The organism is Paracoccus sp. PARArs4, assembly GCF_947311865.1.
Taxonomy (GTDB): Bacteria; Pseudomonadota; Alphaproteobacteria; order Rhodobacterales; family Rhodobacteraceae; genus Paracoccus; species Paracoccus zeaxanthinifaciens.
The window spans coordinates 40,025-65,928 of record NZ_CAMZMW010000018.1; the positions used below are offsets into that span (position 1 = coordinate 40,025).

Here is a 25,904-nt window from a genome sequence, read left to right on the forward strand (position 1 = left end):
GTATCACCCCGTGGCCGGTCGAGCCTCCGCTACAGATCTGGAATTGCCCTATGGGCGGGTCATCTGGCGTTTCTTCCATCCCAAGCGATCTCCCGGCCGAAGTCCGCGCCTATCGTGCTGGGATTGAAGTCTGGCTTGTGTCGAAATCATCATACAACACGAGCGATGGGCGCGAGGTCTCTGCGTCTGCGATGCGTCAGTTCTACGATGATGCTGGTAGTTTCCAAAACCAAAGCGTGTCGGTTTCATTAGTGCCAGGGTGGGTGGAAAGCCAAGCTATTGCTCACACAGGAAACACTCTTGCAGGCGATCGTGGCAACTTCCGCGCTGTGCTGATGCAGTACCACGATCACGCAGGGACGGCGAACTACGAATGGATCGACTACTGATCCTTGAGCAATCACGATGTTCTCATACAATAATTGCCGCGCGACCCCACTTGTCGTAGGCTTCGCAGTTAAAGCCCCAAAGAGGAGCATGAGCAGAATCAGATAGTTTCCCCAAAAGAAAACCCCCCGCACGGGAACCGCACGAGGGGGCTTTGGAATGTAACACAGGTTTGGCGACCTGCATTGCTCTAACGCTTACGAGCATAGTTACTTTCCCAGCCCTGAAAATCAAGAGCAAAAACGCATCTGTGCGAACACAGAGCTATTGCCTGCGGAACCTGTGCCTCAAAAAACATGAGGACAGAGATGGCATTCCAGAAGGCGGCGCATCCCGCCGCTACGCGGGCCTACCGCGACTCCGAAGACAGACACCCGGCGCTGCCGGGCAATATGCAGCGCGACAACTTCGCGATCATGGTCGAACGCGTGGCGCCGCGCCTTGGCGTGGGGCCGGCAGCGGCGCATGCCTTTGTGCGCCTGGCAGCAATGACACGACCGAGCGACTGGACCAGTCAGGACAGGACACCTTTCATCTACGCGGAAGCCGGCGAGGTCGCGAAGATGCTTGGCCTGTCCCAACCGCGGACCCGCGCAATCACCGCTGAGCTGGAACGCACCGGTCTGATCGAGCGACGCACCGGGGCCAATGGCAGTCGGTCGCGGGCGGCAGGAACCGGTCTTTATTTCGGCGCAGCGATTGCGCGCGCCGACGAATTGATGGCCCTGGACGACCAGCTGACCGCAGAGCGACAGCGGGCCATCTTTCTGCGAGGCCAACGCAGCACGGCCAAGCGCTATCTAAAGCACACGCTGGAGCGCCTGTCCGAAATCAGCCCGTACTGTTCCGAAGCTGCCGCAATCCGGCAGGAGGTGGCAGCGTGGCCCTCGGCGGACCGGCTTCACCGGATGGACCTTGCAACACTTGCGGCGCATGTAGATGAGGCGGACCAGCTGTGCAGAGCCGGGCTCGATCTTCTGGAAAAAAGGGAAAAAACAAGCGGTGGGCCGCTCGAAAATGAGCGACCTTATATACAAGATACAACCAAAGAATCATCAGTATCCTGTAACGAGCCCGTCGATATGCAGAGCGCGGGCAAGCCCGCGCAAGATAAAATCCATATCGTCCCGCCTAACGGCGGTCCGAACTGCAATGAAAAAAATAATGGGGCCGGCAGAGAAGCGTTCAAGAGCGAATTTATCGCCCGGCTTGGACCACAGAGGCTCTTCAATCTCGCGTCACCGGAAATGCAGCTCTACCTGTGTGGACGCGCGGAGCCTGAATACCTGCGTTTCTATGATTTTGTCTGGGCTGCCGAGCGGCGGGTGCCTGAACTCGGGATCAGCCCCGACGCCTGGAACACGGCCCGCGAGGTGATGGGCGAGGATAGCGCCATGCTGTCGATCCTGATCCTCGATGCTCGTAAATCAGAGCCGGGGAACATTATTTTCAAGCCCGGCGGTTATTTGCGGGCCATGACCGACCGCTATCGCCGGGGCGAGTTACACCTGATCCGCAGCCTGATCGGGCTCAGCGAACGACAAAGGGCAGGGCACGGATCATGAAACCCGAATTGGCGGCCGCTGCGATCTTGCTAATATTCATTCACCCGGCATTTGCGCAGGCACCGCTCTGCATCCCGCCGGAAGAACCCTTCGTGCCGGCCGACGACGCAGCTTTCGGGGAATATGGCGACCTGGTGGCAGAAGATTTCGAGCGGTATTTTTCGGAAGTCGGGCCATACATCGCTTGCCTCGACGCCGCGCGGCAGGATGCCTTTGACCGTGCGCGAGAGGTTTCCGCACAGCACGAAGCGTTCTGGAAACGGGCCGACGAGATGGGACTGACGGAAGAAGTTGCACCGGATGCTGACCCGAAGTGACTTTCCAGTCGATGCCGGACCGGCGCTCGATCCTGATTGTCTCGCAGCCGGTTTCGGCACCTTACCAATAGCGGCGGCATATGTTCCGCGTAATCATGATGTCGGCAAGATCCCTGCCATCCGGCAGGTTGCAACTGCCGATCCATCGGTCATGACTGCGCCGCCCATCGGTCCGACAGACAAGATGGGCCCCTTCGACCAGGCGTTGCATCTCGATCTTTGCGCGCTGTCCGGCCGGCGTGCCCAGCTCGGCGCAATCGAGCGATCCAAAGCGAATGGCATGTCCTCCGACTTCGATCGTGTCGCCGTCGCGCACATGTGTGACCGGACCTGCGATCTTCTCCGGGGCCAGGATAGGGACCAGCCACGGAACGTAGTCGGGAAATCGCTCCGCCGGGTCGATGGTGACGATCGACAGCGCCAGGAAGCTGAGGACAATAAGAGCAGAGGACTTCATGCCACGGTTTCTAGCAGAAAAGCGAGATTTGTTCACGTAATGTTTCCATCGTTCAATGCGAACCTGGTAAACTCCAGCTGAAAGGAGAACGAGTCATGACCCGGCGAGTAACGGGCGAAAGTTGGTGATGGCCTGAAGGGTGGCATATCAAGGCGGTGTTCAAGACGCCGTCAGTTCTCAGCAGAGAAAAGGATACGCCACATGTCATTGACTACCATCAAGCAGCTGCCCGATCCATCCGGATTCAGCGCCGACCCGTTCACCGAGATCATCCGTGACGGCGCGCGGAAGGTGATCGAGCAGGCTATCCACGCGGAACTGGCGGCGTTGATGGCCGCGTTTGCGGACGAGAAGCTTGAGAATGGGACATCTCGTTTGGTGCGCCATGGGCACCTCCCTGAGCGCGAGGTGATGACCGGGATCGGCCCCGTGCCGGTGAGGGTTCCACGGGTGCGGGATCGCAAGCCGGGCGAGGAGAAGATCAGCTTCACGCCCAGCATCCTGCCGCGATATCTGCGCAAGGCGAAATCAGTCGAGGAGCTGCTGCCTTGGCTTTACCTCAAGGGCGTCAGCACCGGTGATTTCAGCGAGGCGCTGGCGGCTCTTCTGGGCCCGAACGCCAACGGGCTGTCGGCCAAAACGATCTCGCGGCTGAAGGCGGATTGGTGGAACGACTACGAGGCCTGGCAGAAACGCGACCTGGGCAACCGGCGCTTCCTCTACATCTGGGCCGACGGGGTCTATTTCAAACCGCGCATGGCTGAGGAAAAGCAATGCGTCCTGGTGATCGTCGGGGCCGATGAATATGGCCGCAAGGAACTCTTGGCGATGACCGACGGCTTCCGCGAAAGCACGGAAAGCTGGCGGGAGCTCTTGCTGGATCTCAGGCGCCGGGGCCTGAAGCAGGATCCGAAACTGGCCATCGGCGACGGCGCCCTCGGGTTCTGGACCGCGTTGCGAGAGGTCTTCGCGACCACGCGGGAACAACGCTGTTGGGTTCACAAGACAATGAACGTTCTAAACGCGCTGCCGAAATCACTGCAGGAGAAAGCCAAGGGCCATCTGCACGACATCTGGCAGGCGGAAACCAAGGCCGAGGCCAGCGCCGCCTTCGACTTTTTCGTCGATACCTACGGGGTAAAATACGACAAGGCCGTTGCCAAGCTGGTCAAGGATCGCGCGGAGTTGTTGACCTTCTATGACTTCCCGGCCGAACACTGGAAACACATCCGAACCTCGAATCCGATCGAAAGCACCTTTGCCACCGTCCGCCACCGCACGAAGCGCACCAAGGGATGTCTCAGCCGCAAGACCGGGCTGGCCATGGCCTTCAAGCTGATGATGTCAGCGCAGCGGAAATGGCGCAAACTCGATGGCCAGAACCGCCTGCCGGAAATCATCCAAGGGGTTGAGTTCCGCGACGGCCTCCGCCAACTTCAAGTCGCCGCCTGAGCAGGCGTCACCAACTTTCGCCCATATCTCTGACCCGGCCCATTCAGATCAGAACTGCCAGTCAGGGCGAAGTGGCGGCCTTCCTGCAGCGCCAACGCGAAGAGGAAGGCAAAGCCGCCCGTGTAAAATCGGCTCGCAATCGCGATTGGCAGAACGGCTACGACGAATCGGATCTAGAGTGCGAGGCGTGGGAGCAGGCTGCGGCGCATTTGCTGGATGAGGGCCGTGAGATCTTTGGCAGTGAAGCTGCGGCGCAGATGCAGTTCGATCGCATCGTCAAACGTCGGGCAAAGGCATCTTCGCAACAAACTTTGCTCGATGGATCAATGACCTCCCTGCCCCATGTTCAAAAAGGATCGTTTTTGAACACTGTGAGATAGGTGCAGGAGAGGCGGGCATTCAGTGATCCGCGTTACAGCTTTGGAACTGCCGCTTGTGAATGCGTTTGCCCGCCTGAGAAAGCAGTATGACCTTTTGGTCGGGCAAAAGGTCAAAATGGCGTTTTTGCTTGACACTCGCAGGCTGTCTTCGGGATCGGCAATTACGGTTCTAGCTATAGTCACATCTCTTGGGCAAACTGTTTCACAGCTGTAGAACAGCACCGACGCGAAGAGACTATAGCCCGTTCATTCAGCGAGGGCCTTTGGCATCCTTCAGCATCAGATCGTCATGGTCACGACGACAAGTCACCTTTCTCATGTCCAAACAGCTGAGCGCCCTGATGCGCGTGATCTGGCCTTTCGAACTCGAGGGTCGAATGCGAGATGGCAAACTGCTCACTCAGGCGGTGTTTGATCGCTGCCTTCACAGCCTCGATGCTGCGCCATCCCTGGTCGGTCAGGATCACGTGGCAGTCGAGCGCAGCATCGTGTTCCTGCATCTGCCAGAGATGGACATGGTGGACATCCTGGACGCCCTCTGTTTCGCGAAGTGTGCGGACAACGGCATCTCCATCCATGTCCGGGGGGCTGCCCAGCATCAGCGTCCGGATCGGATCGCCAATTTCGGTCGCCGCCAGATAAAGAATATAAAGAGCAATCCCGATCGTGATGGCCGGATCGACCCACCGCAGGTCGTAGAGCAGGATCAATGTGCCACCGACTATGACTGCAACTGATGCAAGAGCGTCGGACAGGTTATGCAGAAACAGTGCGCGAATGTTGACGCTGCCTTTTTGCATCGACCAGGTCAAAAAGGCCGTCAGCGTATCGATGACCAGCGCCACGCCACCGAGGATCACGACGGTCCAACCAGCAACCTGCGGCGGGTCGATCAACCGCATGCCGCCTTCGTAGAGCAGGTAGACCCCGATCAGGATCAGCGTCGTGTAGTTGATCAAGGCGGCGACGATTTCGATCCTGCCATACCCGAAGGTCATGGCAGGATCTGCCGGACGGCGGGCGATCTTGCGAGCGGCGAAGGCGATGACCAGCGACGCCATGTCCGAGAAGTTGTGAAGCGCATCGGCAATCAGTGCCAGGCTGCCCGACAGAAGGCCGCCGATGATCTGAGCAACTGTCAGGAGGGCATTGGCCCAGATCGCCAGCGATACGCGGCGATCGCCGCTGGAGGCATCGAGATGCGTGTGACCCTCCCCATGTGGCATGTTTCATCTCCAAGGCTGTTGTCGATGTCATTGCTGTCCGTATTCTGACCAAGCGCAAATCTAAAAACATTCAGAATTTATCGGGACAGGGACCCATATCCGATCTATCCAATGCGAGATCCTGCTATTCCAACGCGCGGCGGATCTTCGGCACCGCATAGCGGGAGTCCTCATGATAATCGATGATGCTGACAAAGCGTCCATCAGCATCGAACAGGAACACACCCGCCGTGTGATCCATCGTGTAATCACCACCATCCCGGGGCACTTTCCTGAATGACGCTCGAAACCCGGCGACGGCCTGCTCAATCTGGGGCAGGGGACCGGTCAGGCCATCAATCCGCGGATCGAAGTTCGACAGGTAATCGCCAAGAACTTCAGGCGTATCGCGTTCGGGATCGACCGAAATCAGCACCGTGTTCATCCGGTCGGCCTCGGGACCGATCTCTTCCAGCCAGATCGAGATATCGCTCAACGTGGTTGGGCAGATGTCGGGGCACCAGGTAAAGCCGAAGAACACCATCGTCGGACGGCCGAGCCAATCCTGGGGCCGAACCGTGTCGCCTGACTGATCCGTCAGGGAAAAGGACATGCGGTCAATTGGCAGTGGGAGGACGCTTGCGGCCTGCTGATCCCTGTCTTGGGTCTGCCACCAGCCGAGTGCGAGCATGAACAGGACTGCAGCTGCAGCCATGGCGCTGCCGCGCAGCAGGGTCGCAGACCTCATTCGTCAGGCGAGAGGCAGGTCGGCTCGCTTGCGCCGATATTCTGGACGGTGACGGGAATGGTCACCTCGCCGGCATCGCGAAACGTCAGGGTCACGGGAAAGGTCTCGCCCTCTTCCAGAACTTGGGTCAAATCCATCAGCATGGCGTGATAACCCCCCGGTTCCAGCGCGACCTGGCCCCCTGCGGGGACCGGAACCTCCATCGCATGGGGCATCGACGCGACACCGTCGGTCATGACTGTCTGGTGCAGCATGGGCATATCTGCCGCAGGTGTGGTGATGGACATCAGTGCATCATCTGCCGTGCCGGAATTTCGGATGGTCAGATAGACCACGCCGGGCCGCGCTGTGCCAATGGAGGCACGGGACCATGCCCGAGAGACCTCCAGGGGACCGACCGTTACGGTTTCGCAGGCCAGGGCAGGGCCCGCGGCGGCGATCAGGGCGAGGGTGGCGAAGATGCATTTCATGTGGGTCACAATCTGGCTTGAAGGTCGGCGACGATTTCGGATGCGGGCGTGCCGTAGGTGAACTGGCCAAGCCAGTCCCCCTCGGGGCTGATCAGGTAAAGGCCAGGGCTGTGGGACATGGCATACCCATCAAGAGCCTCCAAATTGGCTTCACGCTCGTAATAGATGCGAAAACTGTCCGCCGCAGCGCGGGTTTGTGCCGCATCTCCGGCAAGGCCCAGGATTGAGGGATGAAACGCCTCGGTATACTCGGCAAGACCCATCTCCCGGTCGCGCTCGGGGTCGATCGAAATGAACAGCGGCTGCACCTCGCCTGCCTGATCACCCAGATCGTCCATGACCTGAGCCACCTCGGCCAAGGTGGTCGGGCAGATATCAGGGCAGTTCGTGAACCCGAAAAATACCAGAAGATGCTTGCCCTCGAAATCGGCCGGGGTGCGCAGGCGTCCTCCCGCGTCGGGTAGGCTGAAGGTCGGACGAAACGCCGCCTGAGCGATCGGTTCGGGGCTGCGGTCGACGAGCAGAAAGGCCGCGCCAACAGCCACCAGCGCCACGGCAACAGCCGCCCAGAGAAATTTTTGAAGCGTGGTCAGCCGCATGTTGCCCGCATCCGTGATCGTTTCCCGAGGCCTAAAGCCTCTAGCCACATGAGCTTCAAGCGAGAAAGCCTGCCGTCACGCATTGGTGACACCAAAGTCAGCCCAGAATTGTCGCCAACAGGTTCACGTTCAGCACGATGATGGTGACGGCGATCAGGGCGCACAGGCCGGTCAGCCAGCGCGGGGATACCATCGGCCCCATCTTGGCGCGGCTAGCGGTAAACATCACCAGGGGCACGATCGCAAAGGGCAGCTGGAAGGACAGCACGACCTGACTAAGGATCAGCAATTGTCCTGTACCCTCTGTGCCGTAGATCAGGATCACCACGGTCGCGGGCAGGATTGCGAACCCCCGGGTGATCAGGCGCCGTAGCCAGGGTTGCAGCTTCAGCCGGACAAAACCCTCCATGACGATCTGACCGGCCATTGTGGCGGTCACGGTCGAGTTGAGACCCGAACACAGCAGTGCAATTCCAAACAGGACCGGAGCGATGGACGATCCCAGAAGCGGCTCCAGAAGCAGGTGCGCCTTGTCGATCTCGGTCACGTTGTTTTCCCCAACCGTATAAAAGGCAGCGGCGGCCAGGATGAGGATCGCGCAATTGATCAGCAGCGCGAACATCAGCGCAATGGTCGAATCCCAGGTTGCCAATCGCAGGGCCTCCCGTTTGGAGGGCAGGTCCAGCCCGTAGGCACGCGTCTGCACGATCCCGGAATGCAGATAGAGGTTATGCGGCATCACGGTGGCCCCGATGATGCCAAGCGCCAGATACAGCATGTCGGGATTGCCGATGATCTCCCGGCTTGGTGCAAAGCCCGCGATCACCGCACCCCATTCGGGGTCGGCCTGCGCGATCAGCACCCCGAAGCAGACAGTGATCGTTCCCAGCAAAGCGATGATGAAGGCCTCGACCCACCGGAAGCCCTTGTTCTGAAGCCACAGGATCAGGAACACGTCAGCAGCGGTGATGAATATCCCGATTTCGAGGGGGATGCCGAAGAGGAGATTTAGGCCGATGGCGGTGCCGATGACCTCGGCCAGATCGGTGGCGATGATGGCCAGTTCGGCAAAGATCCACAGTGGGATCGACACCCACCGGGGATAGGCATCGCGGCACGCTTGCGCCAGATCGCGCCCCGAGGCGACCGCAAGGCGGGCGCAAAGCGATTGCAGCAGGATCGCCATGATGTTCGACAGGAGGGCTACGAACAGCAGCGTGTAGCCAAATGCGGCGCCGCCCGCCAACGAGGTCGCCCAGTTGCCGGGGTCCATATATCCGACGGCGACCAGATAGCCGGGACCGATAAACGACAAAAAGCGCCGGAAGCGGGTCGTGCCGCCGCCCACGGCGATCGTACGGAAGACCTCGGATAGGGACGGGGTGTCGCGCTCATGGCGCCAGGCAGAACGAGACATTCAGCGCGACCTTCTTCGAGAGGAAAAGTTAGCTGCGGCTAACAATCTACCCGTTGGCTTTACCCGTCAATCGATAAGTGCGACACTTGCGAGATGACCGCAGACAATCATGCCACCGCAACCGCCAGCGATACTGTGCACCCGGACAATCGGGCAGAGGCCTTTCATGGCGTCCGTGCTGCCCGGCGCAACGAGTTGGCCGAAGACTACGTCGAACTGATCGCAGAGCTGATCCATGAACAGGGTGAAGCCCGGCCGGTAGATATCGCGGCACGATTGGGGGTGCGCGCGCCGACGGTCACCAAGGCCCTGGATCGCTTGGCCCGTGAGGGGCTGATCACCCGCGAGCGATACAGGTCCGTCTTTCTGACAGAAGAGGGACGACGACTGGCACTGGAATGCCGCCGCCGCCATGCCATTGTGCTGCGGTTCCTGATCCGCCTCGGCTTGGATGCCGAAACGGCGGAACGAGATGCCGAAGGGATCGAGCATCACGTCAGTGAGCGCACACTGGCCTTGTTCGCGGCCTACGCCGATCGGGCTTAGGCCGCCCGGTCAGGATGCCTCCACGGCACTGCGCACATCCGCGAGCAGGCTGTCCATGCTGATATCCGTCATCTGACGACCATTGAGAAAGAAGGTCGGTGTCTGGCGTATGCCGATCGCCCCGATATCGGCTGCATCCTGATTGAGGATGCCGACGATATCGGGGGACAGACGGGCTGTCTGCGCCTTTTCCATATCCAGACCGGCCGCAGCCGCAATTTGCCATGCAAGGTCCATTCGCGGTGCGCCATGGACAGCCCATTCCGGCTGCCGTTCCAACAGCGCATCGAGGACAGGCTCGAACTTGTCCTGCATGCGCGCAGTCTCCAGGATGCGGACCGCCTCGTCGGACCCGTCGTGAAACACCGCATAGCGCATCACGATGCGGACCTGATCGGGAAACCGCTCGCGGATGTCCTGAACGACCGGATGAAAGGCGCGGCAAGCCTCACAAGATGGATCAAAGAACTCGACCAGCGTGACCGGGGCGTCTTCTGGTCCAAAGCTGGGCGCGTGACCGCGGACCAGCATGTCTGTTTCCACAGCCGGGGCAGCAGCGGCCAGAGCGTCCGCTTCGGCCTGACGATTGCGCGTCAGCACGAGCGCGCCGCCGGCAAAGGCGGCAATCCCGATGGCAGATGTTCCGATGAGTACGGTGCGGCGGTTCATGGGCGTTTTCCTTTCGACAAGATGAGGCAGGCCAGAACGGCTGCAAATGCGGCAAATGCAAGATAGGGGATGGGCAGGCTCAGGATCGTCTGCGCCTGGTCGGTGCAGGACGGGCCATCCTTGGTGCAAGGCGCGATGCTCTGCGGGATCAGTCCCGCGTAAAGTCCCGAATGCCAGCCGGAAAGGACCAGTCCGGCCAGCGCCAGCGGCAATCCGTAGAGACGTGCCAAACCGTCACCGCGCCACAGCGAGATTGCTAGGACAGGCACTAACGGAAACATGGCGATCCTCTGATACCAGCACAGGGTGCAGGGCATCTGGCCCAGTATCTCGCCGATGAACAGCGCGCCAAGCGTAGCCACGAGTGCGACCAGAAAAGCGGTTGATATTGCGATATCGTTCCGGGACAGGCCCCGGGGGTCAGGTGCGGTCAAAAGAGAGTTCCTTCGAGCGGGAGGGACGGAGCATGGCTGTCAGCACAAGCAAGGCGCCGAGGCTGATCGCGATGTCGGCCCCGTTAAAGGTCGGCCAGTGCCAATCACGCCAGTAGACATCCAGAAAATCGGTCACGGCACCTTGCCGCAGGCGGTCGATGATATTGCCCACAGCGCCACCCACGATCAGCGCGAGGCCTGTGCATTCGCGCTTCGTGTCCGCCCGGAAGGCCATTCCCGCAAAGATGATCGCCAGAGCGCCTGTCAGGGCAACCATCAACAAGGGACGACCTGCCATAAGGTCCGACATCATGCCGAAACTCGCCCCTTCGTTGAAACCAAGCGTCAGATTGAAGCCGGGAGAGACGGCATGAACCTCCCCGGGAGACAAGCTGCGCAGGACCGCGAGCTTGGTGATCTGATCGGCAACAGCAGTAGCGGCGATCATCGCCAGGATCAGGAGCGTCTTCATTGCAGTGACCTTTCCCGGATGCCGATCCAGCGTGGAACGGACTGGCAATAGGTGTCGTATGCAGGGCCAAGCGTCCGCCGCAATTCACGTTCTTCTGAGCGGACCTGAACAAGCGCCGAGCCTGCGAATAGCAGGATCCCAAAAATTGTCGGGATGGAGGGCACTGCCAGAGCGGTTCCGAGCAGCAACATGAGCTGACCCACAAAAACCGGGTTGCGGCTGAAACCAAACAATCCGCCCGTGACAAGTGCGCCGGTCGCGCCCTCGGCCACACCGATCCGCCATGACGCAGCCATCGACATCTGGGCCGCGAATGCCAGCATCGCACCCAGGCTGGCCATGAGCAGTCCCGCCAGACCGATCCACACAGGATTTTGGAAGGACCGCAGGGGGTCAAGATCGCCCATGCTCGGCATGAGACGCCATGCCAACGACCCAAGGAGGGCCAGAGCGAACGCAGCGCGGAAGCCTAGCGCTGCAAGACGGTCGCCGCCCGTGGCGTGACGGAACAACCAGACCGGACGATGCGCCTCCCGGGCATTGATCGCAGACCCCAAAAAGAACAGGGCCAGATAGGCGCCAAGAAGAGCCAGCGCTGCACTGCCCATTCCAGTCAACATCGCCTCAGCGCTTCTGTTCGGGATTGTAGCGCAGAAGGCGCAGGGCGTTCAGAGTCACCAGAACCGTCGCGCCCGTGTCAGCCAGGATCGCGATCCACAGACCGGTCATGCCAAAAACGGTGGTGACCAGAAAAATAGCTTTCAGCCCAAGGGCGATACTGACGTTCTGACGGATATTGGCCATCGTGGCCCGCGCTAGCCGGATCTGGGCCGGAATGTCGGTCACCCTGTCGCGCAGGATGGCCGCATCGGCCGTCTCCAATGCGACATCCGTGCCGGAACCCATCGCGACACCGATGCTGGCCTGTTTCAGGGCAGGGGCGTCATTGATGCCATCCCCGATCATCATGACGCCACCTTGAGCGTTCATGTCGCGAATGGCGGCCAGCTTGTCTTCGGGCATCATCTCGGCCTCGAACCGGACGTTAAGCCCTTCGGCGATGGCGGCAGCAGTGCGGGGGTTGTCGCCGGTCAGCATGACCGAGGAGATGCCCATTTCGGCCAGCTGGCGCACAGCCTCCGCCGCATCGGGCCGCAGCTCGTCACGCATGGCGATGAGACCGAGCGGGACGCCTTTGCGATAGACGGCGACGGCGGTCTTGCCCTCATCCTCGAAGATGGTCGCCTGACGCAGGCCAAGATCATCCAGGCCATCGTTCTCCGAAGCATGCCGGGGTGAACTCACCCATGCCAGGGCATCTCCCACGGTCGCCTCGACCCCTCGTCCGGTCAGGGCGCGCGCATCGCGGGCGGGCAGGGGAGTGACTCCCGCCGTCTTGGCCCTGTCCAGAATCGCCACGGCGAGGGGATGGCTCGATCCGCTCTCGACGCCTGCGGCGACCTCCAGCAACTGCGCCTCAGTCGTGGTTCCGAACGTCACCAGGTCGGTGACCTGCGGACGTCCGTGGGTCAGGGTCCCGGTCTTGTCAAAGGCGACATGGGAAACCTTGGCCGCGGCCTCGATTACCGCGCCGCCCTTCATCAGCATTCCCCGGCGCGCGCCGGTTGACAGGCTCGATGCGATCGAGGCCGGAACAGAGATGACCAGCGCACAAGGGCAGCCGATCAGCAGAAGTGCCAGTCCACGATAAATCCAGGTATCCCATGACTGACCAAACATCAGCGGCGGGATCACAATGACAAGAGCCGCGACCGCAACGATGGCAGGCATGTACCACCGGCTGAACCGGTCGATGAAACGCTCCGTGGGCGCACGGGCCTCTTCCGCTTCCTCAACCAGGCGGATGATCCGGGAAATGGTGTTGTCCTCGGCTGCCTTCGTCACGGTCACCCGCAAGGCAGCTTCCGTGTTGATCGAGCCGGCAAAAACACCGTCACCCGGGCCGCGGGTCCGGGGAATGCTCTCTCCGGTCACCGGGCTTTCATCGATCCCGGACGTGCCGTCTGAAATCTCTCCGTCTGCGGGGATCCGGTCGCCGGGACGGACCAGTACCGTCTGACCGATCGTCAGGCTAGACGCGGCAACCTCCCGGGTCACGCCGTCCACCTCCAAGAGCGCCGTTTTCGGGACCAGGTTCGCCAAGGCCCGGATGCCGTCTCTTGCTTTGCCTGCCGCAACACCCTCCAGGACCTCGCCTACGGCAAAGAGAAAGACCACCAAGGCAGCCTCTTCGGCGGCATTGATGAACAGCGCGCCCAATGCAGCGATGGTCATCAATCCCTCGATCGTGAAGATCTGACCCAACCGGGCAGCGACAAAAGCCCGACGCGCGACGGGGGCGACACCGATAAGGCAGGCCGCCACGAAGGCCCAGCTCCCGATCTGCGGGGCGATCAGCTCCATCGCCCAAGCCGCCGCCAACAAGAGCCCGGTCAGGATGACCAGCCTGCCCTTGCCAGTCTGGTACCATGCCTTGCCGCGGTCGGCAGGGTCGTCATGGACGTGACCGGGACTGCCGTGGCCGGAGTGGTCGGTCTTGGCCACAGCGGGGTGATCGGCGTGACTGTGGCCATGATGGCTCTCCGGCGCATTCCCCGGGATCACGAAATCCTTCTTTCCTGGCGCACGGGTCTGAATGCCGTATCCAAGGGCACGCACGGTTTTCTCGATCTTGTCCGTGTCGGTCAGGCGTTCATCAACGGTCAGGCGCAGGCGTTCGGACATGATGCCGATCTCCACATCCCTGACGCCAGGCAAGCGGGACACCGCGCCGCGCACCTTGGTCGCGCAGGAGGCGCAATCCATTCCGGACACCGTCCAGTCGCACAGGGTCATGCCGGGTTCATTCGTGATCGTCATCATTCTCTCCTCTGCAGAAAGCAGGGCCGTTGCCATCATCGATTCGGAGGTTTACTTCCTCTAGCAGCTATAGGTTCAAGGAGAATATTATGCTGACGATCGGAAAGCTGGGAACGTCGACAGGGGTCAAGGTGCCGACGATCCGCTACTATGAGCAAATCGGCCTGCTGCCCGAAGCCGAGCGCAGCGCCGGAAATCAGCGGCTCTATACCCACAAGGCCCATGAGCGGCTAGCGTTCATCCGACACGCCCGCGAGCTTGGCTTTTCCCTTGAGGCCATCCGCGACCTTCTCAGTCTGTCGGATGATCCTGATCAGCCCTGCGCCGCAGCCGACGCCATCGCCAAGGCGCAGCTTGCCGAAGTCGAAAGCCGCTTGGCCCGCCTGACAGCCCTGAAGACCGAACTTGAGCGCATGGTGGTCCAATGCGCAGGTGACCGGATATCCGATTGCCGGGTCATCGAGGTCTTGGGCGATCATTCGCTGTGTGTCACGAACCACCCTACGATGGACGATGCCGGTCAGGGACCGGCCAGGGACGTCTGAAATTGGCTTTGGCGCGCAAAAGTCCCAGGTTCAGCGAGTATTACGTCAGGTTGGTTAGTGCCCTAACAAGACCGTGATCAGGAAGCATTTTGCCTTGAACCTCTAGCTGCTTTAGGTCGCAAAACGCGCATATCGATGACGAGAGAAGACATGAACCAACAGGAGCTGCAACAAATCCGATGCTGACGATCATTGCGGCCTTGATTGGCGGGGTCCGTGGATTTCGGCGTGCCCGCGCACTTGGGGGTACCCGGCTGGACAGGGTTCAATATGCGGGTGGCTTCGCCATCGCCTTTGGCTTGGTAGGAACAATTACCGGTGTCTGCATCGCACGCCTCTTTGAAGTGTAGACAACTTATCAATGCTGCGAGGGGGCCTGCTCCCCAATGCTGGAATTACTGTCTTATGGGAAACCTAATCTGATGATCTTGCAAGCCTTGCTGACTGCCGGCGCTATTGCCGTCACGACATCATCGCACGCCGAAACCACGGTCGAACCTTCGCACTTTGCTGAGACGGCTGCCCCCATGTCACGGCATGAGGTCGTTCCAGGAGATACGTTGGATGCTATTCTGGCGCGTTCGGGCATTGGAGCACCTTTCCGAACAGAGGCGGCGCTGGCAATTTCTGATGTCTTTGACCTATCGGCTCTCACCCCTGGTGAAATACTCCGATGGAATGTGTCTTCCGATGATCCGTCCCAACTTGAGCACCTGTCTCTGCTGACGCGAAATGGGACAGACATTGTTCTGGATTTCTCCAAACCCCTTGAAGCATCCGTAATCGAGGCAAAGATCCGGCCTCGAGATCGGCGTGAGACCTTTACTCTTGACAATTCGCTCTTTGAGATGCTGGCGAGCCGCGATGCACCTGAAAGTTTCGCGGTTGATCTCGCGGCGCTCCTGGCGAGCCATATCGACTTTCGGAACCTTGAAGGAACCGAGCGGATGGCATTGATGTGGAGCGAAAATACCTTGCCCGATGGGACAGTCGTAGGCGAACCGCAGCTTGCGTATGCGCGGGTAGAAAAAGACACGGACACTTTTGAGGTCGTGGCCGGATCGGTCGAACAGCCCTTCATTCTGTTTCGGAATGGTGCGCAGGTCCAGCAGTCTGCGCGCCCTGTCGCAGGGGCCCGTCTTTCTTCGGTCTTCGGTAAACGCCGGCACCCCGTGCTTGGCACGCAACGAATGCACACGGGGGTCGATTACGCCGCACGGACTGGAACACCCGTCAGCGTTACCGGAGCAGGAACGGTCGTATTTGCAGGAACCATGCGGGGATATGGTTGGACGATCGATGTCGATCACGGCGGGGGCGTTTTGACGCGCTATGCGCATCTTTCGCGTTTTGCGGCAGGAATCGCTCCCGGGGTCGAGTTAAACGCCGGGGCCAGGATCGGTGACGTGGGCGCAACCGGCCTCGTCAGTGGACCTAACCTTCATTACGAAGTTCGCATCGACGGCAAGCCAACGGATCCCATCAAGAAAACACCGGCGCCCCGAACAGCGATCGCCAAACCGACTGACCGCGTCATGCTGACAGTTGCGCGTCTCTCCACCGGCTACTTTCTTCGCGACTACTCGGAAGCGGAAAGCTGATGGCATTCAAACATCTTCATCGGCCGGATCGAGAGGCATAAAATGATCAAACTGACACGACGCGCCATGATGATGGCAGCCGCAGCAAGCGGTCTGCCGTCTCTATCCTGGGCTGAAAGCCGCCCTGCCATCCATGTCGTGGAGGGCAGCGGCTGCGAATGCTGCAAACAGTGGACCAATTACCTGCGGGAGAACGGTTTTCAGGTCACGAGTGAAGAGCGGTTTGGCACCTTGCTGATGCAGCACAAGATTGATCTGGGCGTACCGATCGAACTGACTTCCTGTCATACCGGCAGCGTTGATGGCTACTTCCTGGAAGGACATGTCCCTGCTGACGATATCCGGCGCTTGCTCCAAGAGCGCCCTGAAGCTCTCGGCCTGACTGTTCCAGGAATGCCTTACGGAAGTCCCGGCATGGGCCCGGAAACAAAGCGCGACGCATACGATGTTCTGCTTGTGCGCCGGGACGGTACCAGTGAAGTGTTTACCCGCTATCCTGAAGCAACATAAAAAAAACATCCGAGCAGGAAACACATCGATGACAAACTTTTCCCGGCGCCATGCCTCGCTAGCTTTGCTTGCCCTTCTCGCTGCCTGTGGAAAGTCCGGGCGGTCGACGACCCCGGAACGAGGAGCGATACCTCAGTTCAAACGGTACTCAGGTCCTCCTGTCACTCAGGTCGTGGTCAACAAGGGTGAGCGGCGGATGTTTCTACTAAACGGGCAGACGGTTCTGAGATCATATGATTTTGGCCTTGGCAACCAGCCCGTTGGAGCGAAGCAATTCGAGGGCGATGGAAAAACACCAGAGGGGCTATACTATATCGATCGTTTCAACCCGCGGAGCCGATATCACCTATCGGTGGGCATATCCTATCCAAACGAACAGGATAAAGCTTATGCAGCGCAATTCGGCCGGAGTGCGGGCAGCGATATCATGTTCCATGGCCGCGGCCCCGAAGGCAATGTCTTCGCACCAAAGAACCGGGACTGGACTGCAGGCTGTCTGGCGTTGACCGATCAGGAAATCGAAGACGTCTACGCGATGTTGCAGCCCGGTGTGCCAGTGATGCTCTACCCGTAGCAGGAGACGAACAAGTCAAGGCCGAAACATAAAATTGCAACGCAGCCTATTCCAACGGCGCCCCTTGCGCCGACGGCTGAAAAGTCGTCGGCGCAAGGGGTATTTCGCTGTCAGAACACCGTGACTTGGGTGCCTATCTCGGCGACCTCGAAGAGTTGGGTGACATGTTCGTTATAAAGCCCATAGCACCCGGACGACGACTTCCGCCCGATCTTGCGCGTATCTGCGGTGCCATGCACGAGATAGGCTGGCCAGGACAGATAGAGCCCGTAAGCTCCAAGGGGATTTAAGGGATCGCCGCCTGCCACCCGCTGCGGAAGATTGGGATCTTTCTCGCGCATGCTGGCCGTTGGTGTCCAGGGCGGGTTCTTCACCTTCCGGACGATTTCTGCCTGACCCCGTCGAGTCAGATCTTCAGTCATCGGGATCGAGCAGGGAAAGATAAACTGGACGCTTTCGTCGGCCGACCAGTAATGCACCGCTCGGGATGTGACGTCCGCCAGAATGACACCTTTCCCGATTGTGGGATAGAATTCGCTCCAATGCCGTGCCCGGAATGACGACAGATTGCGCTCCGGCGCGCTGCTGGTCGCGGCCGGGACGGGTGCCGGCGTACTTTCATAGATAGGCTGCCCGGTATAGGGATCGAGACCCTGACCAAACGCCGATGTCGCGGGGACAATTACCCCGGCCGCCGCCAGTCCCCGAAGAAAAGTCCTCCGATCACTGAACGTGGGATAATTGACCATTTCCGCCTCTCGTGTTCGCCCTTGGCACCTCAGATCAGACAATAGCCAACCACCGGACACCAACCTAGCCCAAGTGGGCAATAATTTGCGCCGACGTGAGATGTTCGCAACACGCACGACAATATGATCGCTTGGCCTGACTGATAATCTAAAACGATCAGACTTTCGTCATGATCGAGACCTACCGGGTGAGGCAAATCAGGGGCAACTAGATCATCAGAACCTGATGACGCCAAAAATCAGCCGTTAGCACAAGCGAACTTGATCCGGGGGCTTTATTTTTTGTGTTGGGCCGGTTGCATCAAAGCACATGCTGTGACGATGTAAAACGCAGTACAGGAGCACACAACATGTTGACACGGCGACACTTTATTCAAACCACCACTGCGCTGTTTTCAGCGTCCGTTTCCAGTCCACTGTTTGCGGAATCATGGCCGACTGTTAGTCAGAAGGCAGCATGGGACGCACAGGTTACCCCTCCCGGCTATAATGCAGCAACGTCCAACCCGTGGGGCTTGCACCCGCGTTTCTTACCGCAAAGAGTGCAGGCCAACGAGGGCCTGGTGCCGGGTGATATCCACGTAGATGCTGTGGCAAAGTATCTTTACCACATCGAAGCAGGCGGAACCGCGATGCGGTACGGCGTGGCCATCGGCAGGGGCGATCTGTATGAGCCTGGAGTTTATACGATTAAGCGAAAGGTCGAATGGCCACATTGGACACCCACGCAAAGCATGATTGCCCGAGAGCCAGAGATTTACGCTCAATTTGAAGGTGGGGTGGAACCCGGCCCTGAAAATGCACTCGGCTCACGAGCTCTTTACCTCTATGTCGGTGAAAGAGATACCTACTTGCGCATCCACGGAACCCCGTTTCCCAGAAGCATTGGCACAAGTGCCAGTTCTGGTTGCGTCCGGATGGTCATGGCGCACATTAACGATCTCTATTCGAATGTCGAAATCAACTCTACCGCATTTCTTTATTCGGCTGCGGAGAGCGTAGCGACACGGAGCTAGAGTAGCCTCGGTTGCGAAATCCGACCCTGACACAACCCGATCAGGTTGAACCCTGTGATTGCATGCAAATCGGACGACCCTCAGCTGTAGTCAGCGGAAGCAGGGTTGTTTCGACCTGTCCGCGATGTTCGTACCAATAGCAGTTATCATCCGGGAGAAGCCGCGCCGTGGCAACGTCCTGCCCCGGCGCGACGAGAGCTATGAGGGTTGGCGGAAGATTTTGGATATCGGTTTCCGGCGCTGCTGTCCGGGCTGTCATGTTTCCACAACCGGCGGTGATCAAAACAGCTGCCAAGACCATGAAGGATCTATTGTTCATTTCTGTGTCCTCGTGCGCGTTCGCCTTGTGAGCATATCTTTCGCATTCAACATCGCTGCGCACAAGCTCGCCGGGTAGGCTCCTGGAACCCATCGTCTTGATCACGCGACAAGGATTGCGCACCAATTGGGCGGGGAAGATCTCATAGGCGCGCTGCACGACGCGCGCAGCCTTTGCGGCTCCCGCCGCAGGGGATGAGAATGTTCGGGTCTGCGACCTGAGCTTCCAAGAGTTGCCCTTTGGATGAGTACTGCTCACTGGTGCGTCTTCCAGTGAATTTATTATATCAAGTATCTCAATTTGTCGTTATATTTCTGTCTGTCCCCGAAAACGTTCGTAGACTCCACCTTCTAGATCAGACACCTCAATAAGCTATGTTATGTAACAACTTGCAGTTTTTGGTCATTGTCATCGCTTCGCCGCAACCCAAAGTTATCCACATATTTCGTGGACATTTCTGGGGATAGAAGAAGATGTTCCATTTTTCCAAAACAGTTAGCCAGTAAGTCTATCATATCAGCCAAAATGGCATCGTAGCGGCGATGTTGCGCAAATCAGCCCCGAGCATGACTGCCCCCTTTCCCGCCATTCTTCAGCGGACGGCTTCGATCTCGGCCCTGCCAAGGGCCGAGAAGCGGTTCATGATGGCGATGCGGATCTGGATTTCGGCGGTCTGGCGGGCGGGGTCTCGTGACATGATCCTCTCGCCGAAGAGCTTCAGGCAGTTCATCAGAGCTTCGACCCGACTTCGGACGTGATAGCCGGTCCACTTCTTCCAGAGCCCCGGCCCAAGCGTCTGGTTGCTCGCAGGATCTCATTTCGCGCGGCAGCAGCGGGACAGTCTTCTTTCCAGGCGCGGCCATTGCGCCGGATCGGTATGACGGCATCCGCTCCTCGGTCGATGATCGCGCCATGGCATCGTCGTGTATCGTAAGCACCATCTGCGGTGACCGTGCCGATCGTCTCTTCCGGCGGGATCTGCGCCAGAAGCTCCGGCAGCAGCGGGCTGTCGCCTTGGCGGCTCGAGGTCAACTCGACCGCGCGCACATCCCCGGCACCCGCGTCCATGGCGAGGTGGACCTTTCTCCATTGCCTCCGGCGTGACGGGCCATGTTTGCGGGCCTGCCACTCGCCGTCCCCGCGGAACTTGATACCGGTGCTGTCGATCAACAGGTTCAGGGGCTGCCCGGACGCGCGATACGGGACCTGCACCGCGATCCGCGCCTGCCGGCGGCACAGCGTCGAATAGTCCGGAACCGGCCAATCAAGCCCCGCCATCTGGATCAGGCTTTCAACCAGCCCGACCGTCTGCCGGAGCGGAAGCCCGAAGAGCACTTTCAGGGTCAAGCAGGTCTGGATGGCAGCGTCCGAGAAGGTCTCGGGTCGCCCGCGCTTGCCGGTCTTGTCGGCGTGCCAGACCGTCTCGGGATCGAACCAGACCGACAGCGAGCCGCGCTTGCGCAGCGCCGCATTGTAGTCTGACCAGTTCGTCGTGCGGTAGCGGATCGGGGAAGGCTTCGGCATGCCCTCGACCTAACCCTCAGGACGCGCTCAGTGAATCCCCATCACTGAGATGTGCAACAAGGTCCATGAATGGTGTCTCTTCCGAAGCCAGCTTGTCGAACCTCAGCAGGATTCCGGTCGGACCCTGCACACGGACAACATCTTTCCAACCGATCTGCGCCGAGTCGACCGGCCGTCCGTTCTGACTCACGCCTCACGATAATTGTCACACGCCTCAACACCCTTTGCGACCACGTCGAGAAGTGCGTCCACATCGTTCAGAAGGACCGTGATGCGCGGGTTGCTGATACGGTAACGGATGAAGCGCCCTTCGCGGTCGCTGGCGACAAGCCCGCAGTCCAGCAGGCACCTCAGATGGTTGGAGACGTTGGGTTGCGATAGTTCGGTCCGCTCGACGATCTCGTGAACGGCCAATGGCTCGTTGCAAAGTGCACCGAGGATGGCCAGGCGGCTCGGGTCCGCGAAGCCGCGGAACAGCTTCGCCCGTCGCTCGATGGTCGCGCTCTTGCGGTCATCGACGATTTGGGCCATATCACTCCTCGCTGATACGTTTTTCTTCAATTCATTCTAGCAGGAATAGCGCGACCATGGCCAACACCGAAAGTGCCGGACCGACGGCAGATGTTCCGCCCGTCCGTTACCGGGTTTCCGGTATGGACTGCGCGAAGGATGCCGCGCAGATCGAGCGGGCGGCGCAGTCGGCCGGAGTCGCGGCTGACGATGTGAAGGTGTCGGCGGCGACGCACATCATGACACTGAGCGCCCCCGAAGCGCGCCTGCCGGACATCGAAAAGGCCGTTGCGGTGACCGGCTACGGCTTCGACCGGATCGAAGGCGATGGAGACATTCCGCCGAATCCCGCCCATCAGGACCCGGCCTACCGACGCGCGCTCTGGATCGTCGTGATCCTGAACGTGGGTTACGGTGTCGTTGAAATGATCGGCGGGTTCATCGCCGGGTCACAGGCCGTGAAGGCCGATGCGCTCGATTTCATCGGCGACGGCGCGATCACCTTCCTTGGCCTGCTGGCCATCGGCTGGAGCCTCGCCTGGCGGGCACGGTCGGCCTTGATCCAAGGCATCTTCCTCGGCCTGCTCGGCCTTGGCGTCCTCGGCACGACCATCGTGCGAGTCTTCGAACGGACGACGCCGGATGCAGGTCTAATGGGCCTGCTTGGCATGATCGCCCTTGTCGTCAACGTCATCTCCGTTCTGCCGCTGCTGCGGTTCCGCAAGGGCGACGCGAACATGCGGGCCGTCTGGCTATTCTCGCGCAACGACGCCATCGGCAATGCGGCGGTTGTCGTTGCCGCCGGTCTCGTGGCGTGGCTGGGCAGCGCCTGGCCGGACCTCATCGTCGCCTTCGGCATCGCCGGACTGTTCCTGCACTCGTCTTGGGCAATCATCCGCGATGCGCGGGCCGATCTGAAGGCAGCGGCATGAACAGCCGCGTTCTGGGCGGGCTCTGCGCAATCGCAGCGCTCGGTCTCGATCAGGGCACCAAGGCGCTCGCCCTGACCACACCGGCGCTCGAGAGCGGGGTCGAGGTTTTACCCTTTCTTAACCTCGTGCGGGTTCTGAACGATGGGGTCAGCTTCGGTATGCTCGGCGGGTTCGTACCGTGGTGGGGTCTCATCGCGCTTGCTGGCGTGATCGTGGCATGGCTATTGATCTGGTTATGGCGCGCGCCGGACAGGCTGACAGCTGCCGCTCTCGGTCTGATCATCGGCGGCGCACTCGGCAATATTCTTGACCGCGTACGCTATCAGGCCGTTCCTGACTTTCTCGACTTCCATTACGGATCATACCACTGGCCGTCCTTCAATCTCGCGGACGTAACGATTTTCTGCGGCGCAGCCCTGCTGTTCTGGGACAGCTTCCGCTCTGCGAAGGACAAGCCTGGTCAGAGTGAACGCAAGGAAAACACAATGGGGGTGTAACCCATGTTCGGCATACCATCTGCGAAAGGCTTTGACAGCACACTCGCCCTGCTGCGCAACCCATATGGGTTCATCTCGGAGACCTGCCGCGCACTCGACACAGACCTGTTCGAAACCCGCATCCTCCTTCAAGAGACGATCTGCATGACCGGCGCGGCGGCAGCGGAAGTTTTCTATTCCGAGGATAAACTGATCCGCGCGGGCTCGATGCCGGGCCGCATACAGAAGACCCTGCTGGGCGAAGGCGGCGTTCAGGGATTGGACGGCGCTGCCCACCAGCACCGCAAGAAGATGTTCATGTCACTCATGGGGACCGAGCGGATCGCCGCGCTTCAGGGCACGTCGCTTCACATGTTGGACAAATATGCGCCGGACTGGGAGGCGAGGAACGAGGTCGTCCTCTATGACGAAGTGCGCGAAATGCTCACAAGAGCTGTCTGCGCCTGGGCCAGGGTGCCGCTTGATGAAGCTGAGGTGGCGACCCGAAGGGCGCAGCTTACAGCGCTTTTTCAGGACGCCGGGGCCCTTGGCCCCAAACACTGGCGCGCGCGTCTGGCGCGCCACCGCCTGGAAAAATGGGCAGCACGGCTAATCCAACAGGTCCGCGATGGTGAGCTTCAGCCGACGCAGGAAAGTGCCCTTCATATCATCGCGACATGGCGCGATCTCGATGGGGAGTTGTTGACCCCCAGGGTGGCCGCCGTAGAGCTGTTGAATGTCCTGCGCCCGACCGTCGCGGTATCCGTGTTCATAGTTCAGGCGGCGCATGCTTTACATCGGCATCCCGAGTGGCGGCAAAAGCTGAAGGACGACGAGGGACAGCTCGAACCTTTCGTGCAAGAGGTCCGCCGTCTGTATCCGTTCTTTCCCGCGGTTGCGGCACGGGTGAAGAGCGATTTCGAGTGGCGCGGATATCGCTTTCCCAAAGGGTACAGGGTTCTGCTCGACCTCTACGGCACGAATACCGACGCTCGTTCGTGGGACGCGCCGCAAGAGTTCCGGCCCGAGCGGTTTCACGATCGGGAGGTCACCCCCTACGACTTCATTCCGCAGGGCGGTGGTGATCACCACAGGAACCACCGTTGTCCGGGCGAGTGGATCGCGATCAGCCAGATGAAGGCGTTTTGCAGTTTCTTCGTGAACGCCATCGACTACGAAGTGCCAGATCAGGATCTGGATCTGGAAACCGAAGAACTGCCGCCCATGCCTAAATCCCGGTTCATCATGCGCAACGTCAGGCGTCGGCAGTAGCGTCGGCCTCCTCCGGCTCGACCGACCGCGCATCCTTGGTGGCCTCAAACGCTTCCCACGCAACGTAGGGCACGATCAGAAGCGCCGCGACCGGGTCGGCCCACCACCAGCCCATCCATTGCGTCAGACCGATCCCGGCCAACACCACGATTGTCTGATACTGGCAGATCATGGTGTCCTTGGCATCGTACTTCAGGGCGGGCGCATCGAGCCGCTTGCCGTAGCGATACTTGCCCCAGGCGAGGAACGGGTTGGCCACGAGCGAAGCACCCAGAATCGCGATACCCCACCAGTTGAAGCCCGGCGCCTTCTGCGAAATGAAGGCGGAGACCGCCTCGTAGAGGATCGCCGCGACGACGATCCAGAAGGCACAGGCAACCACGTAGAGCGCGACCTTCTTGCGGTGCAGGACCGTGCGCTTGTCGGCACCGTCCACCTCACTCTTCAAGCGCCAAATCAGAGTCGCAGCCGAGGTGGCCTCGACCGTACTGTCGAGGCCCCAGCTTACCAGTGCCGCGCTGCCGGTCAGAAGTCCCACGGTGACGGATACGACGACCTCGATGATGTTGTAGACGAGGCTGGCGATCTCGACGCGGATGCCGCGCGTCAGATTGGCCTGCCGGTTATCTTGATGACTGCTCATAATACCTCATAATGCGGAGCCTGCAGCAAAAGTTCGAGGCGGGAATTGATTGCCTTGCCATTAGTGTTGCGCCACGAATCGAAAGCCGATGTTGTTCTTTTTCCAAGCTTCCTTAGTAGAGGCGAGCTTGTCCCTCATACATGAAAACCAAGGGCTTCGGACCTGTCGCGTAACCGGTGTTGAGCCGCTCCATGCGGAAGCCGCTTGTCTCGATCAAGTCGGCCGTCGGGCGGTCAAGATGGCAGTTCCCGGCGCAGTGTTTCCAGACAGGCGTCAGCCAGCGTTGCCAGCGCCGGATACGGGGTCCGGGCGCCAGGCCATGCTCGACGAAGCGGAAGACGCCATCCGGCTTGAGAACGCGCCGGATCTCGGCGAGCGCCTTCTCCGGCTCCGACACGCTGCAGAGTGTCCAGGTGGCGACGACGCAATCGACGCTGCGATCTTCGAGCGGCAATGCTTCGGCCACGCCCTCGATCATCTCGGCCGCGGGCATCAGTCCATGGGAGGTTTGCGCGGCCCGAGAGAGGAGTTCGGGCGACGGATCAATACCGATGATCTGGCGCACGGCCTCGGGGTAGAGCGCAATGTTCAGGCCCGAGCCGATTCCGATCTCCAGCACACGCCCATGCAGCCCGGAGATGGCGCGGCGCCGGTAGGGAAGAAGTTGATCCTGGCCCATCGCCAGATGCGTCAGCCGAGGGAGGATATGTTTCTCGTACAGTCGCATCTGTTCACCCGATCCGCGCAAGGACAGGGAAGGTGTCCAGCAGCCAGTAGGCCAGTGCGCTCAACCGCCCGGTCATCATCGCCAGGCCCATCAGGATCATGACGCCGCCCGCAGCCTGATGCAGGCGGCGACCCCAACGACCGATGCCGCGCAGCCTGCCGGCAATACTGTCGGTGAACCCCGCGACGACCAGAAACGGGATCCCAAGGCCGGCCGAGTAGACGGCAAGCAATGCGACGCCCTCGCCAATCGTCGCGCTTGTCGCGCTGGCGGTTAGGATGGCACCGAGGATCGGCCCGATGCACGGTGTCCAGCCGAAACCGAAGGCGAGTCCGAGCACGTAGGAGGCGACCGGTTGCCCGCCCGGCAGGTCGAGATGGAAACGCAGGTCGCGCTCCATGGCCGACAGGCGCGCTGCCCCGATCATGAACAGTGTCAATGGCGGAGCAAAAACCAGCCACGGGGCGGCGTAAAAGCAGGCCACGTTTATGCGCGCACTTGAGCCCGC

General features: G+C 60.1%; 31 protein-coding genes and 1 pseudogene. 14 read left to right on the top strand and 18 right to left on the bottom strand.

The genetic code is table 11. The features are described 5' to 3' along the window. Positions 1-191 precede the first annotated feature (191 nt). From QMZ16_RS13835 to QMZ16_RS13845, 3 genes are all read left to right on the top strand, one after another. Positions 192-389: a hypothetical protein gene (locus QMZ16_RS13835; RefSeq protein WP_282603671.1), complete on the top strand. Its 198-nt coding sequence runs from the start codon at positions 192-194 to the stop codon at positions 387-389. Positions 390-695: 306 nt separating this feature from the next. Then, a complete protein-coding gene (repC, locus tag QMZ16_RS13840; RefSeq protein ID WP_235674155.1) occupies positions 696-1,952 on the top strand; it encodes a replication initiation protein RepC in 1,257 nt (418 codons plus the stop codon). Continuing rightward, positions 1,949-2,269, top strand: coding sequence for a hypothetical protein (locus QMZ16_RS13845; RefSeq protein WP_235674154.1), 321 nt, complete (start codon positions 1,949-1,951; stop codon positions 2,267-2,269). The genes repC and QMZ16_RS13845 overlap by 4 nt, the downstream gene beginning before the upstream one ends. A 61-nt stretch (positions 2,270-2,330) precedes the next feature. Here QMZ16_RS13845 and QMZ16_RS13850 read toward each other — a convergent pair whose 3' ends face one another. Then, positions 2,331-2,762: a hypothetical protein gene (locus QMZ16_RS13850; RefSeq protein WP_282603663.1), complete on the bottom strand. Its 432-nt coding sequence runs from the start codon at positions 2,760-2,762 to the stop codon at positions 2,331-2,333. 165 nt (positions 2,763-2,927) lie between these two features. On the opposite strand from QMZ16_RS13850, the gene QMZ16_RS13855 reads away from it, so the two are divergent. Continuing rightward, complete coding sequence (locus tag QMZ16_RS13855) at positions 2,928-4,178, top strand: IS256 family transposase (RefSeq protein WP_235674152.1); 1,251 nt, start codon at positions 2,928-2,930, stop codon at positions 4,176-4,178. 71 nt (positions 4,179-4,249) lie between these two features. Continuing rightward, a complete protein-coding gene (locus QMZ16_RS13860; RefSeq protein WP_282603664.1) occupies positions 4,250-4,558 on the top strand; it encodes a hypothetical protein in 309 nt (102 codons plus the stop codon). A 293-nt stretch (positions 4,559-4,851) separates the two neighbouring features. Here the strand turns inward: QMZ16_RS13860 and QMZ16_RS13865 are convergent, their stop codons facing one another. The 5 genes from QMZ16_RS13865 to QMZ16_RS13885 all read right to left on the bottom strand — a co-directional run bounded on the left by QMZ16_RS13865 (position 4,852) and on the right by QMZ16_RS13885 (position 8,997). After that, the gene (locus tag QMZ16_RS13865) at positions 4,852-5,784 is read right to left on the bottom strand and encodes a cation diffusion facilitator family transporter (RefSeq protein ID WP_072298282.1); all 933 of its coding nucleotides are present in this window, start codon (positions 5,782-5,784) and stop codon (positions 4,852-4,854) included. A gap of 124 nt (positions 5,785-5,908) precedes the next feature. Further along, the gene (locus tag QMZ16_RS13870; RefSeq protein WP_240493967.1) at positions 5,909-6,454 is read right to left on the bottom strand and encodes an SCO family protein; all 546 of its coding nucleotides are present in this window, start codon (positions 6,452-6,454) and stop codon (positions 5,909-5,911) included. Between the two features lie 53 nt (positions 6,455-6,507). Continuing rightward, positions 6,508-6,981 carry a copper chaperone PCu(A)C gene (locus QMZ16_RS13875; RefSeq protein ID WP_072298284.1) on the bottom strand — a complete coding sequence of 158 codons (474 nt, stop codon included), beginning with the start codon at positions 6,979-6,981 and terminating at the stop codon, positions 6,508-6,510. Between the two features lie 5 nt (positions 6,982-6,986). Beyond that, a complete protein-coding gene (locus tag QMZ16_RS13880) occupies positions 6,987-7,580 on the bottom strand; it encodes an SCO family protein (protein ID WP_072298285.1) in 594 nt (197 codons plus the stop codon). 97 nt (positions 7,581-7,677) lie between these two features. Further along, positions 7,678-8,997, bottom strand: coding sequence for an Nramp family divalent metal transporter (locus QMZ16_RS13885; RefSeq protein ID WP_072298286.1), 1,320 nt, complete (start codon positions 8,995-8,997; stop codon positions 7,678-7,680). A 93-nt stretch (positions 8,998-9,090) separates the two neighbouring features. Here QMZ16_RS13885 and mntR point away from each other — a divergent pair, with 93 nt between their 5' ends. Continuing rightward, positions 9,091-9,543 (top strand): manganese-binding transcriptional regulator MntR, encoded by a 453-nt coding sequence (mntR, locus tag QMZ16_RS13890; protein WP_042252241.1) that lies wholly within the window; start codon positions 9,091-9,093, stop codon positions 9,541-9,543. A gap of 9 nt (positions 9,544-9,552) precedes the next feature. Here mntR and QMZ16_RS13895 read toward each other — a convergent pair whose 3' ends face one another. The 5 genes from QMZ16_RS13895 to QMZ16_RS13915 are packed head-to-tail and all read right to left on the bottom strand — an operon-like array spanning position 9,553 to position 14,001. Continuing rightward, positions 9,553-10,212 (bottom strand): thioredoxin domain-containing protein, encoded by a 660-nt coding sequence (locus QMZ16_RS13895; protein WP_072298287.1) that lies wholly within the window; start codon positions 10,210-10,212, stop codon positions 9,553-9,555. Beyond that, a complete protein-coding gene (locus QMZ16_RS13900) occupies positions 10,209-10,622 on the bottom strand; it encodes a disulfide bond formation protein B (protein WP_072298312.1) in 414 nt (137 codons plus the stop codon). The genes QMZ16_RS13895 and QMZ16_RS13900 overlap by 4 nt, the downstream gene beginning before the upstream one ends. Before the next feature lie 10 nt (positions 10,623-10,632). Continuing rightward, positions 10,633-11,118, bottom strand: a complete 486-nt coding sequence (gene lspA, locus QMZ16_RS13905) for a signal peptidase II (RefSeq protein ID WP_072298288.1) — start codon at positions 11,116-11,118, stop codon at positions 10,633-10,635. Next, a complete protein-coding gene (locus tag QMZ16_RS13910) occupies positions 11,115-11,726 on the bottom strand; it encodes an isoprenylcysteine carboxylmethyltransferase family protein (RefSeq protein ID WP_170864187.1) in 612 nt (203 codons plus the stop codon). Before QMZ16_RS13910 ends, lspA (QMZ16_RS13905) begins: the two co-directional genes overlap by 4 nt. Positions 11,727-11,742: 16 nt before the next feature. Then, positions 11,743-14,001 carry a heavy metal translocating P-type ATPase gene (locus tag QMZ16_RS13915; protein WP_282603666.1) on the bottom strand — a complete coding sequence of 753 codons (2,259 nt, stop codon included), beginning with the start codon at positions 13,999-14,001 and terminating at the stop codon, positions 11,743-11,745. 86 nt (positions 14,002-14,087) lie between these two features. Here QMZ16_RS13915 and QMZ16_RS13920 point away from each other — a divergent pair, with 86 nt between their 5' ends. The 4 genes from QMZ16_RS13920 to QMZ16_RS13935 all read left to right on the top strand — a co-directional run bounded on the left by QMZ16_RS13920 (position 14,088) and on the right by QMZ16_RS13935 (position 17,228). Next, positions 14,088-14,543 carry a helix-turn-helix domain-containing protein gene (locus tag QMZ16_RS13920; protein ID WP_072298289.1) on the top strand — a complete coding sequence of 152 codons (456 nt, stop codon included), beginning with the start codon at positions 14,088-14,090 and terminating at the stop codon, positions 14,541-14,543. Between the two features lie 386 nt (positions 14,544-14,929). After that, on the top strand, positions 14,930-16,144 hold the full coding sequence (locus tag QMZ16_RS13925) for a M23 family metallopeptidase (protein ID WP_083554478.1): 1,215 nt from the start codon (positions 14,930-14,932) through the stop codon (positions 16,142-16,144). 42 nt (positions 16,145-16,186) lie between these two features. Next, the gene (locus tag QMZ16_RS13930) at positions 16,187-16,654 is read left to right on the top strand and encodes a DUF411 domain-containing protein (protein ID WP_072298291.1); all 468 of its coding nucleotides are present in this window, start codon (positions 16,187-16,189) and stop codon (positions 16,652-16,654) included. A gap of 28 nt (positions 16,655-16,682) precedes the next feature. After that, positions 16,683-17,228 (top strand): L,D-transpeptidase family protein, encoded by a 546-nt coding sequence (locus tag QMZ16_RS13935; protein ID WP_072298292.1) that lies wholly within the window; start codon positions 16,683-16,685, stop codon positions 17,226-17,228. Between the two features lie 110 nt (positions 17,229-17,338). On the opposite strand, the gene QMZ16_RS13940 is transcribed toward QMZ16_RS13935, so the two are convergent. Beyond that, positions 17,339-17,977, bottom strand: coding sequence for a L,D-transpeptidase (locus QMZ16_RS13940; RefSeq protein WP_083554479.1), 639 nt, complete (start codon positions 17,975-17,977; stop codon positions 17,339-17,341). Between the two features lie 350 nt (positions 17,978-18,327). Between QMZ16_RS13940 and QMZ16_RS13945 the strand changes: the two genes are divergently transcribed. Beyond that, complete coding sequence (locus tag QMZ16_RS13945) at positions 18,328-18,993, top strand: L,D-transpeptidase (protein ID WP_072298293.1); 666 nt, start codon at positions 18,328-18,330, stop codon at positions 18,991-18,993. 40 nt (positions 18,994-19,033) lie between these two features. On the opposite strand, the gene QMZ16_RS13950 is transcribed toward QMZ16_RS13945, so the two are convergent. The 3 genes and pseudogenes from QMZ16_RS13950 to QMZ16_RS13960 all read right to left on the bottom strand — a co-directional run bounded on the left by QMZ16_RS13950 (position 19,034) and on the right by QMZ16_RS13960 (position 21,367). Further along, a complete protein-coding gene (locus tag QMZ16_RS13950) occupies positions 19,034-19,471 on the bottom strand; it encodes a hypothetical protein (protein WP_240493960.1) in 438 nt (145 codons plus the stop codon). Between the two features lie 433 nt (positions 19,472-19,904). Further along, positions 19,905-20,836: pseudogene (locus tag QMZ16_RS13955) on the bottom strand (IS5 family transposase). 186 nt (positions 20,837-21,022) lie between these two features. Next, positions 21,023-21,367 (bottom strand): metalloregulator ArsR/SmtB family transcription factor, encoded by a 345-nt coding sequence (locus QMZ16_RS13960; protein ID WP_036708219.1) that lies wholly within the window; start codon positions 21,365-21,367, stop codon positions 21,023-21,025. 56 nt (positions 21,368-21,423) lie between these two features. Between QMZ16_RS13960 and QMZ16_RS13965 the strand changes: the two genes are divergently transcribed. From QMZ16_RS13965 to QMZ16_RS13975, 3 genes are read left to right on the top strand one after another with little or no spacing between them, the layout of a single operon-like run. Then, positions 21,424-22,278 carry a cation transporter gene (locus QMZ16_RS13965; protein ID WP_064260189.1) on the top strand — a complete coding sequence of 285 codons (855 nt, stop codon included), beginning with the start codon at positions 21,424-21,426 and terminating at the stop codon, positions 22,276-22,278. Next, entirely contained in the window at positions 22,275-22,775 is a 501-nt protein-coding gene (gene lspA / locus QMZ16_RS13970) for a signal peptidase II (RefSeq protein ID WP_282603667.1), read from the top strand. Before QMZ16_RS13965 ends, lspA (QMZ16_RS13970) begins: the two co-directional genes overlap by 4 nt. A gap of 3 nt (positions 22,776-22,778) precedes the next feature. After that, positions 22,779-24,026 carry a cytochrome P450 gene (locus QMZ16_RS13975; protein ID WP_282603668.1) on the top strand — a complete coding sequence of 416 codons (1,248 nt, stop codon included), beginning with the start codon at positions 22,779-22,781 and terminating at the stop codon, positions 24,024-24,026. On the opposite strand, the gene QMZ16_RS13980 is transcribed toward QMZ16_RS13975, so the two are convergent. The 3 genes from QMZ16_RS13980 to QMZ16_RS13990 form a co-directional block, all read right to left on the bottom strand. Next, a complete protein-coding gene (locus QMZ16_RS13980; protein WP_282603669.1) occupies positions 24,010-24,669 on the bottom strand; it encodes a cation diffusion facilitator family transporter in 660 nt (219 codons plus the stop codon). The two genes, QMZ16_RS13975 and QMZ16_RS13980, sit on opposite strands and share 17 nt — an antisense overlap. A 112-nt stretch (positions 24,670-24,781) precedes the next feature. Continuing rightward, positions 24,782-25,396 (bottom strand): class I SAM-dependent methyltransferase, encoded by a 615-nt coding sequence (locus QMZ16_RS13985; protein WP_067631010.1) that lies wholly within the window; start codon positions 25,394-25,396, stop codon positions 24,782-24,784. A gap of 4 nt (positions 25,397-25,400) precedes the next feature. Beyond that, the coding region (locus tag QMZ16_RS13990; protein WP_282603670.1) for a cytochrome c biogenesis CcdA family protein at positions 25,401-25,904 on the bottom strand (504 nt) is incomplete at its 5' end.

Coding starts and splice junctions, on each gene's coding strand:
- QMZ16_RS13870 (WP_240493967.1), bottom strand. CDS start 6,454: ATGCTCGCACTCGGCTGGTGGCAGACCCAAGACAGGGATCAGCAGGCC.
- QMZ16_RS13965 (WP_064260189.1), top strand. CDS start 21,424: ATGGCCAACACCGAAAGTGCCGGACCGACGGCAGATGTTCCGCCCGTC.
- QMZ16_RS13880 (WP_072298285.1), bottom strand. CDS start 7,580: ATGCGGCTGACCACGCTTCAAAAATTTCTCTGGGCGGCTGTTGCCGTG.
- QMZ16_RS13855 (WP_235674152.1), top strand. CDS start 2,928: ATGTCATTGACTACCATCAAGCAGCTGCCCGATCCATCCGGATTCAGC.
- QMZ16_RS13875 (WP_072298284.1), bottom strand. CDS start 6,981: ATGAAATGCATCTTCGCCACCCTCGCCCTGATCGCCGCCGCGGGCCCT.
- lspA (WP_072298288.1), bottom strand. CDS start 11,118: ATGAAGACGCTCCTGATCCTGGCGATGATCGCCGCTACTGCTGTTGCC.
- QMZ16_RS13915 (WP_282603666.1), bottom strand. CDS start 14,001: ATGATGACGATCACGAATGAACCCGGCATGACCCTGTGCGACTGGACG.
- QMZ16_RS13940 (WP_083554479.1), bottom strand. CDS start 17,977: ATGGTCAATTATCCCACGTTCAGTGATCGGAGGACTTTTCTTCGGGGA.
- QMZ16_RS13985 (WP_067631010.1), bottom strand. CDS start 25,396: ATGCGACTGTACGAGAAACATATCCTCCCTCGGCTGACGCATCTGGCG.
- QMZ16_RS13945 (WP_072298293.1), top strand. CDS start 18,328: ATGTTGACACGGCGACACTTTATTCAAACCACCACTGCGCTGTTTTCA.
- QMZ16_RS13930 (WP_072298291.1), top strand. CDS start 16,187: ATGATCAAACTGACACGACGCGCCATGATGATGGCAGCCGCAGCAAGC.
- QMZ16_RS13885 (WP_072298286.1), bottom strand. CDS start 8,997: ATGTCTCGTTCTGCCTGGCGCCATGAGCGCGACACCCCGTCCCTATCC.
- QMZ16_RS13835 (WP_282603671.1), top strand. CDS start 192: ATGCGTCAGTTCTACGATGATGCTGGTAGTTTCCAAAACCAAAGCGTG.
- QMZ16_RS13980 (WP_282603669.1), bottom strand. CDS start 24,669: ATGAGCAGTCATCAAGATAACCGGCAGGCCAATCTGACGCGCGGCATC.
- lspA (WP_282603667.1), top strand. CDS start 22,275: ATGAACAGCCGCGTTCTGGGCGGGCTCTGCGCAATCGCAGCGCTCGGT.
- QMZ16_RS13925 (WP_083554478.1), top strand. CDS start 14,930: ATGCTGGAATTACTGTCTTATGGGAAACCTAATCTGATGATCTTGCAA.
- QMZ16_RS13910 (WP_170864187.1), bottom strand. CDS start 11,726: ATGGGCAGTGCAGCGCTGGCTCTTCTTGGCGCCTATCTGGCCCTGTTC.
- QMZ16_RS13920 (WP_072298289.1), top strand. CDS start 14,088: ATGCTGACGATCGGAAAGCTGGGAACGTCGACAGGGGTCAAGGTGCCG.
- QMZ16_RS13865 (WP_072298282.1), bottom strand. CDS start 5,784: ATGCCACATGGGGAGGGTCACACGCATCTCGATGCCTCCAGCGGCGAT.
- mntR (WP_042252241.1), top strand. CDS start 9,091: ATGACCGCAGACAATCATGCCACCGCAACCGCCAGCGATACTGTGCAC.
- repC (WP_235674155.1), top strand. CDS start 696: ATGGCATTCCAGAAGGCGGCGCATCCCGCCGCTACGCGGGCCTACCGC.
- QMZ16_RS13960 (WP_036708219.1), bottom strand. CDS start 21,367: ATGGCCCAAATCGTCGATGACCGCAAGAGCGCGACCATCGAGCGACGG.
- QMZ16_RS13935 (WP_072298292.1), top strand. CDS start 16,683: ATGACAAACTTTTCCCGGCGCCATGCCTCGCTAGCTTTGCTTGCCCTT.
- QMZ16_RS13845 (WP_235674154.1), top strand. CDS start 1,949: ATGAAACCCGAATTGGCGGCCGCTGCGATCTTGCTAATATTCATTCAC.
- QMZ16_RS13895 (WP_072298287.1), bottom strand. CDS start 10,212: ATGAACCGCCGCACCGTACTCATCGGAACATCTGCCATCGGGATTGCC.
- QMZ16_RS13975 (WP_282603668.1), top strand. CDS start 22,779: ATGTTCGGCATACCATCTGCGAAAGGCTTTGACAGCACACTCGCCCTG.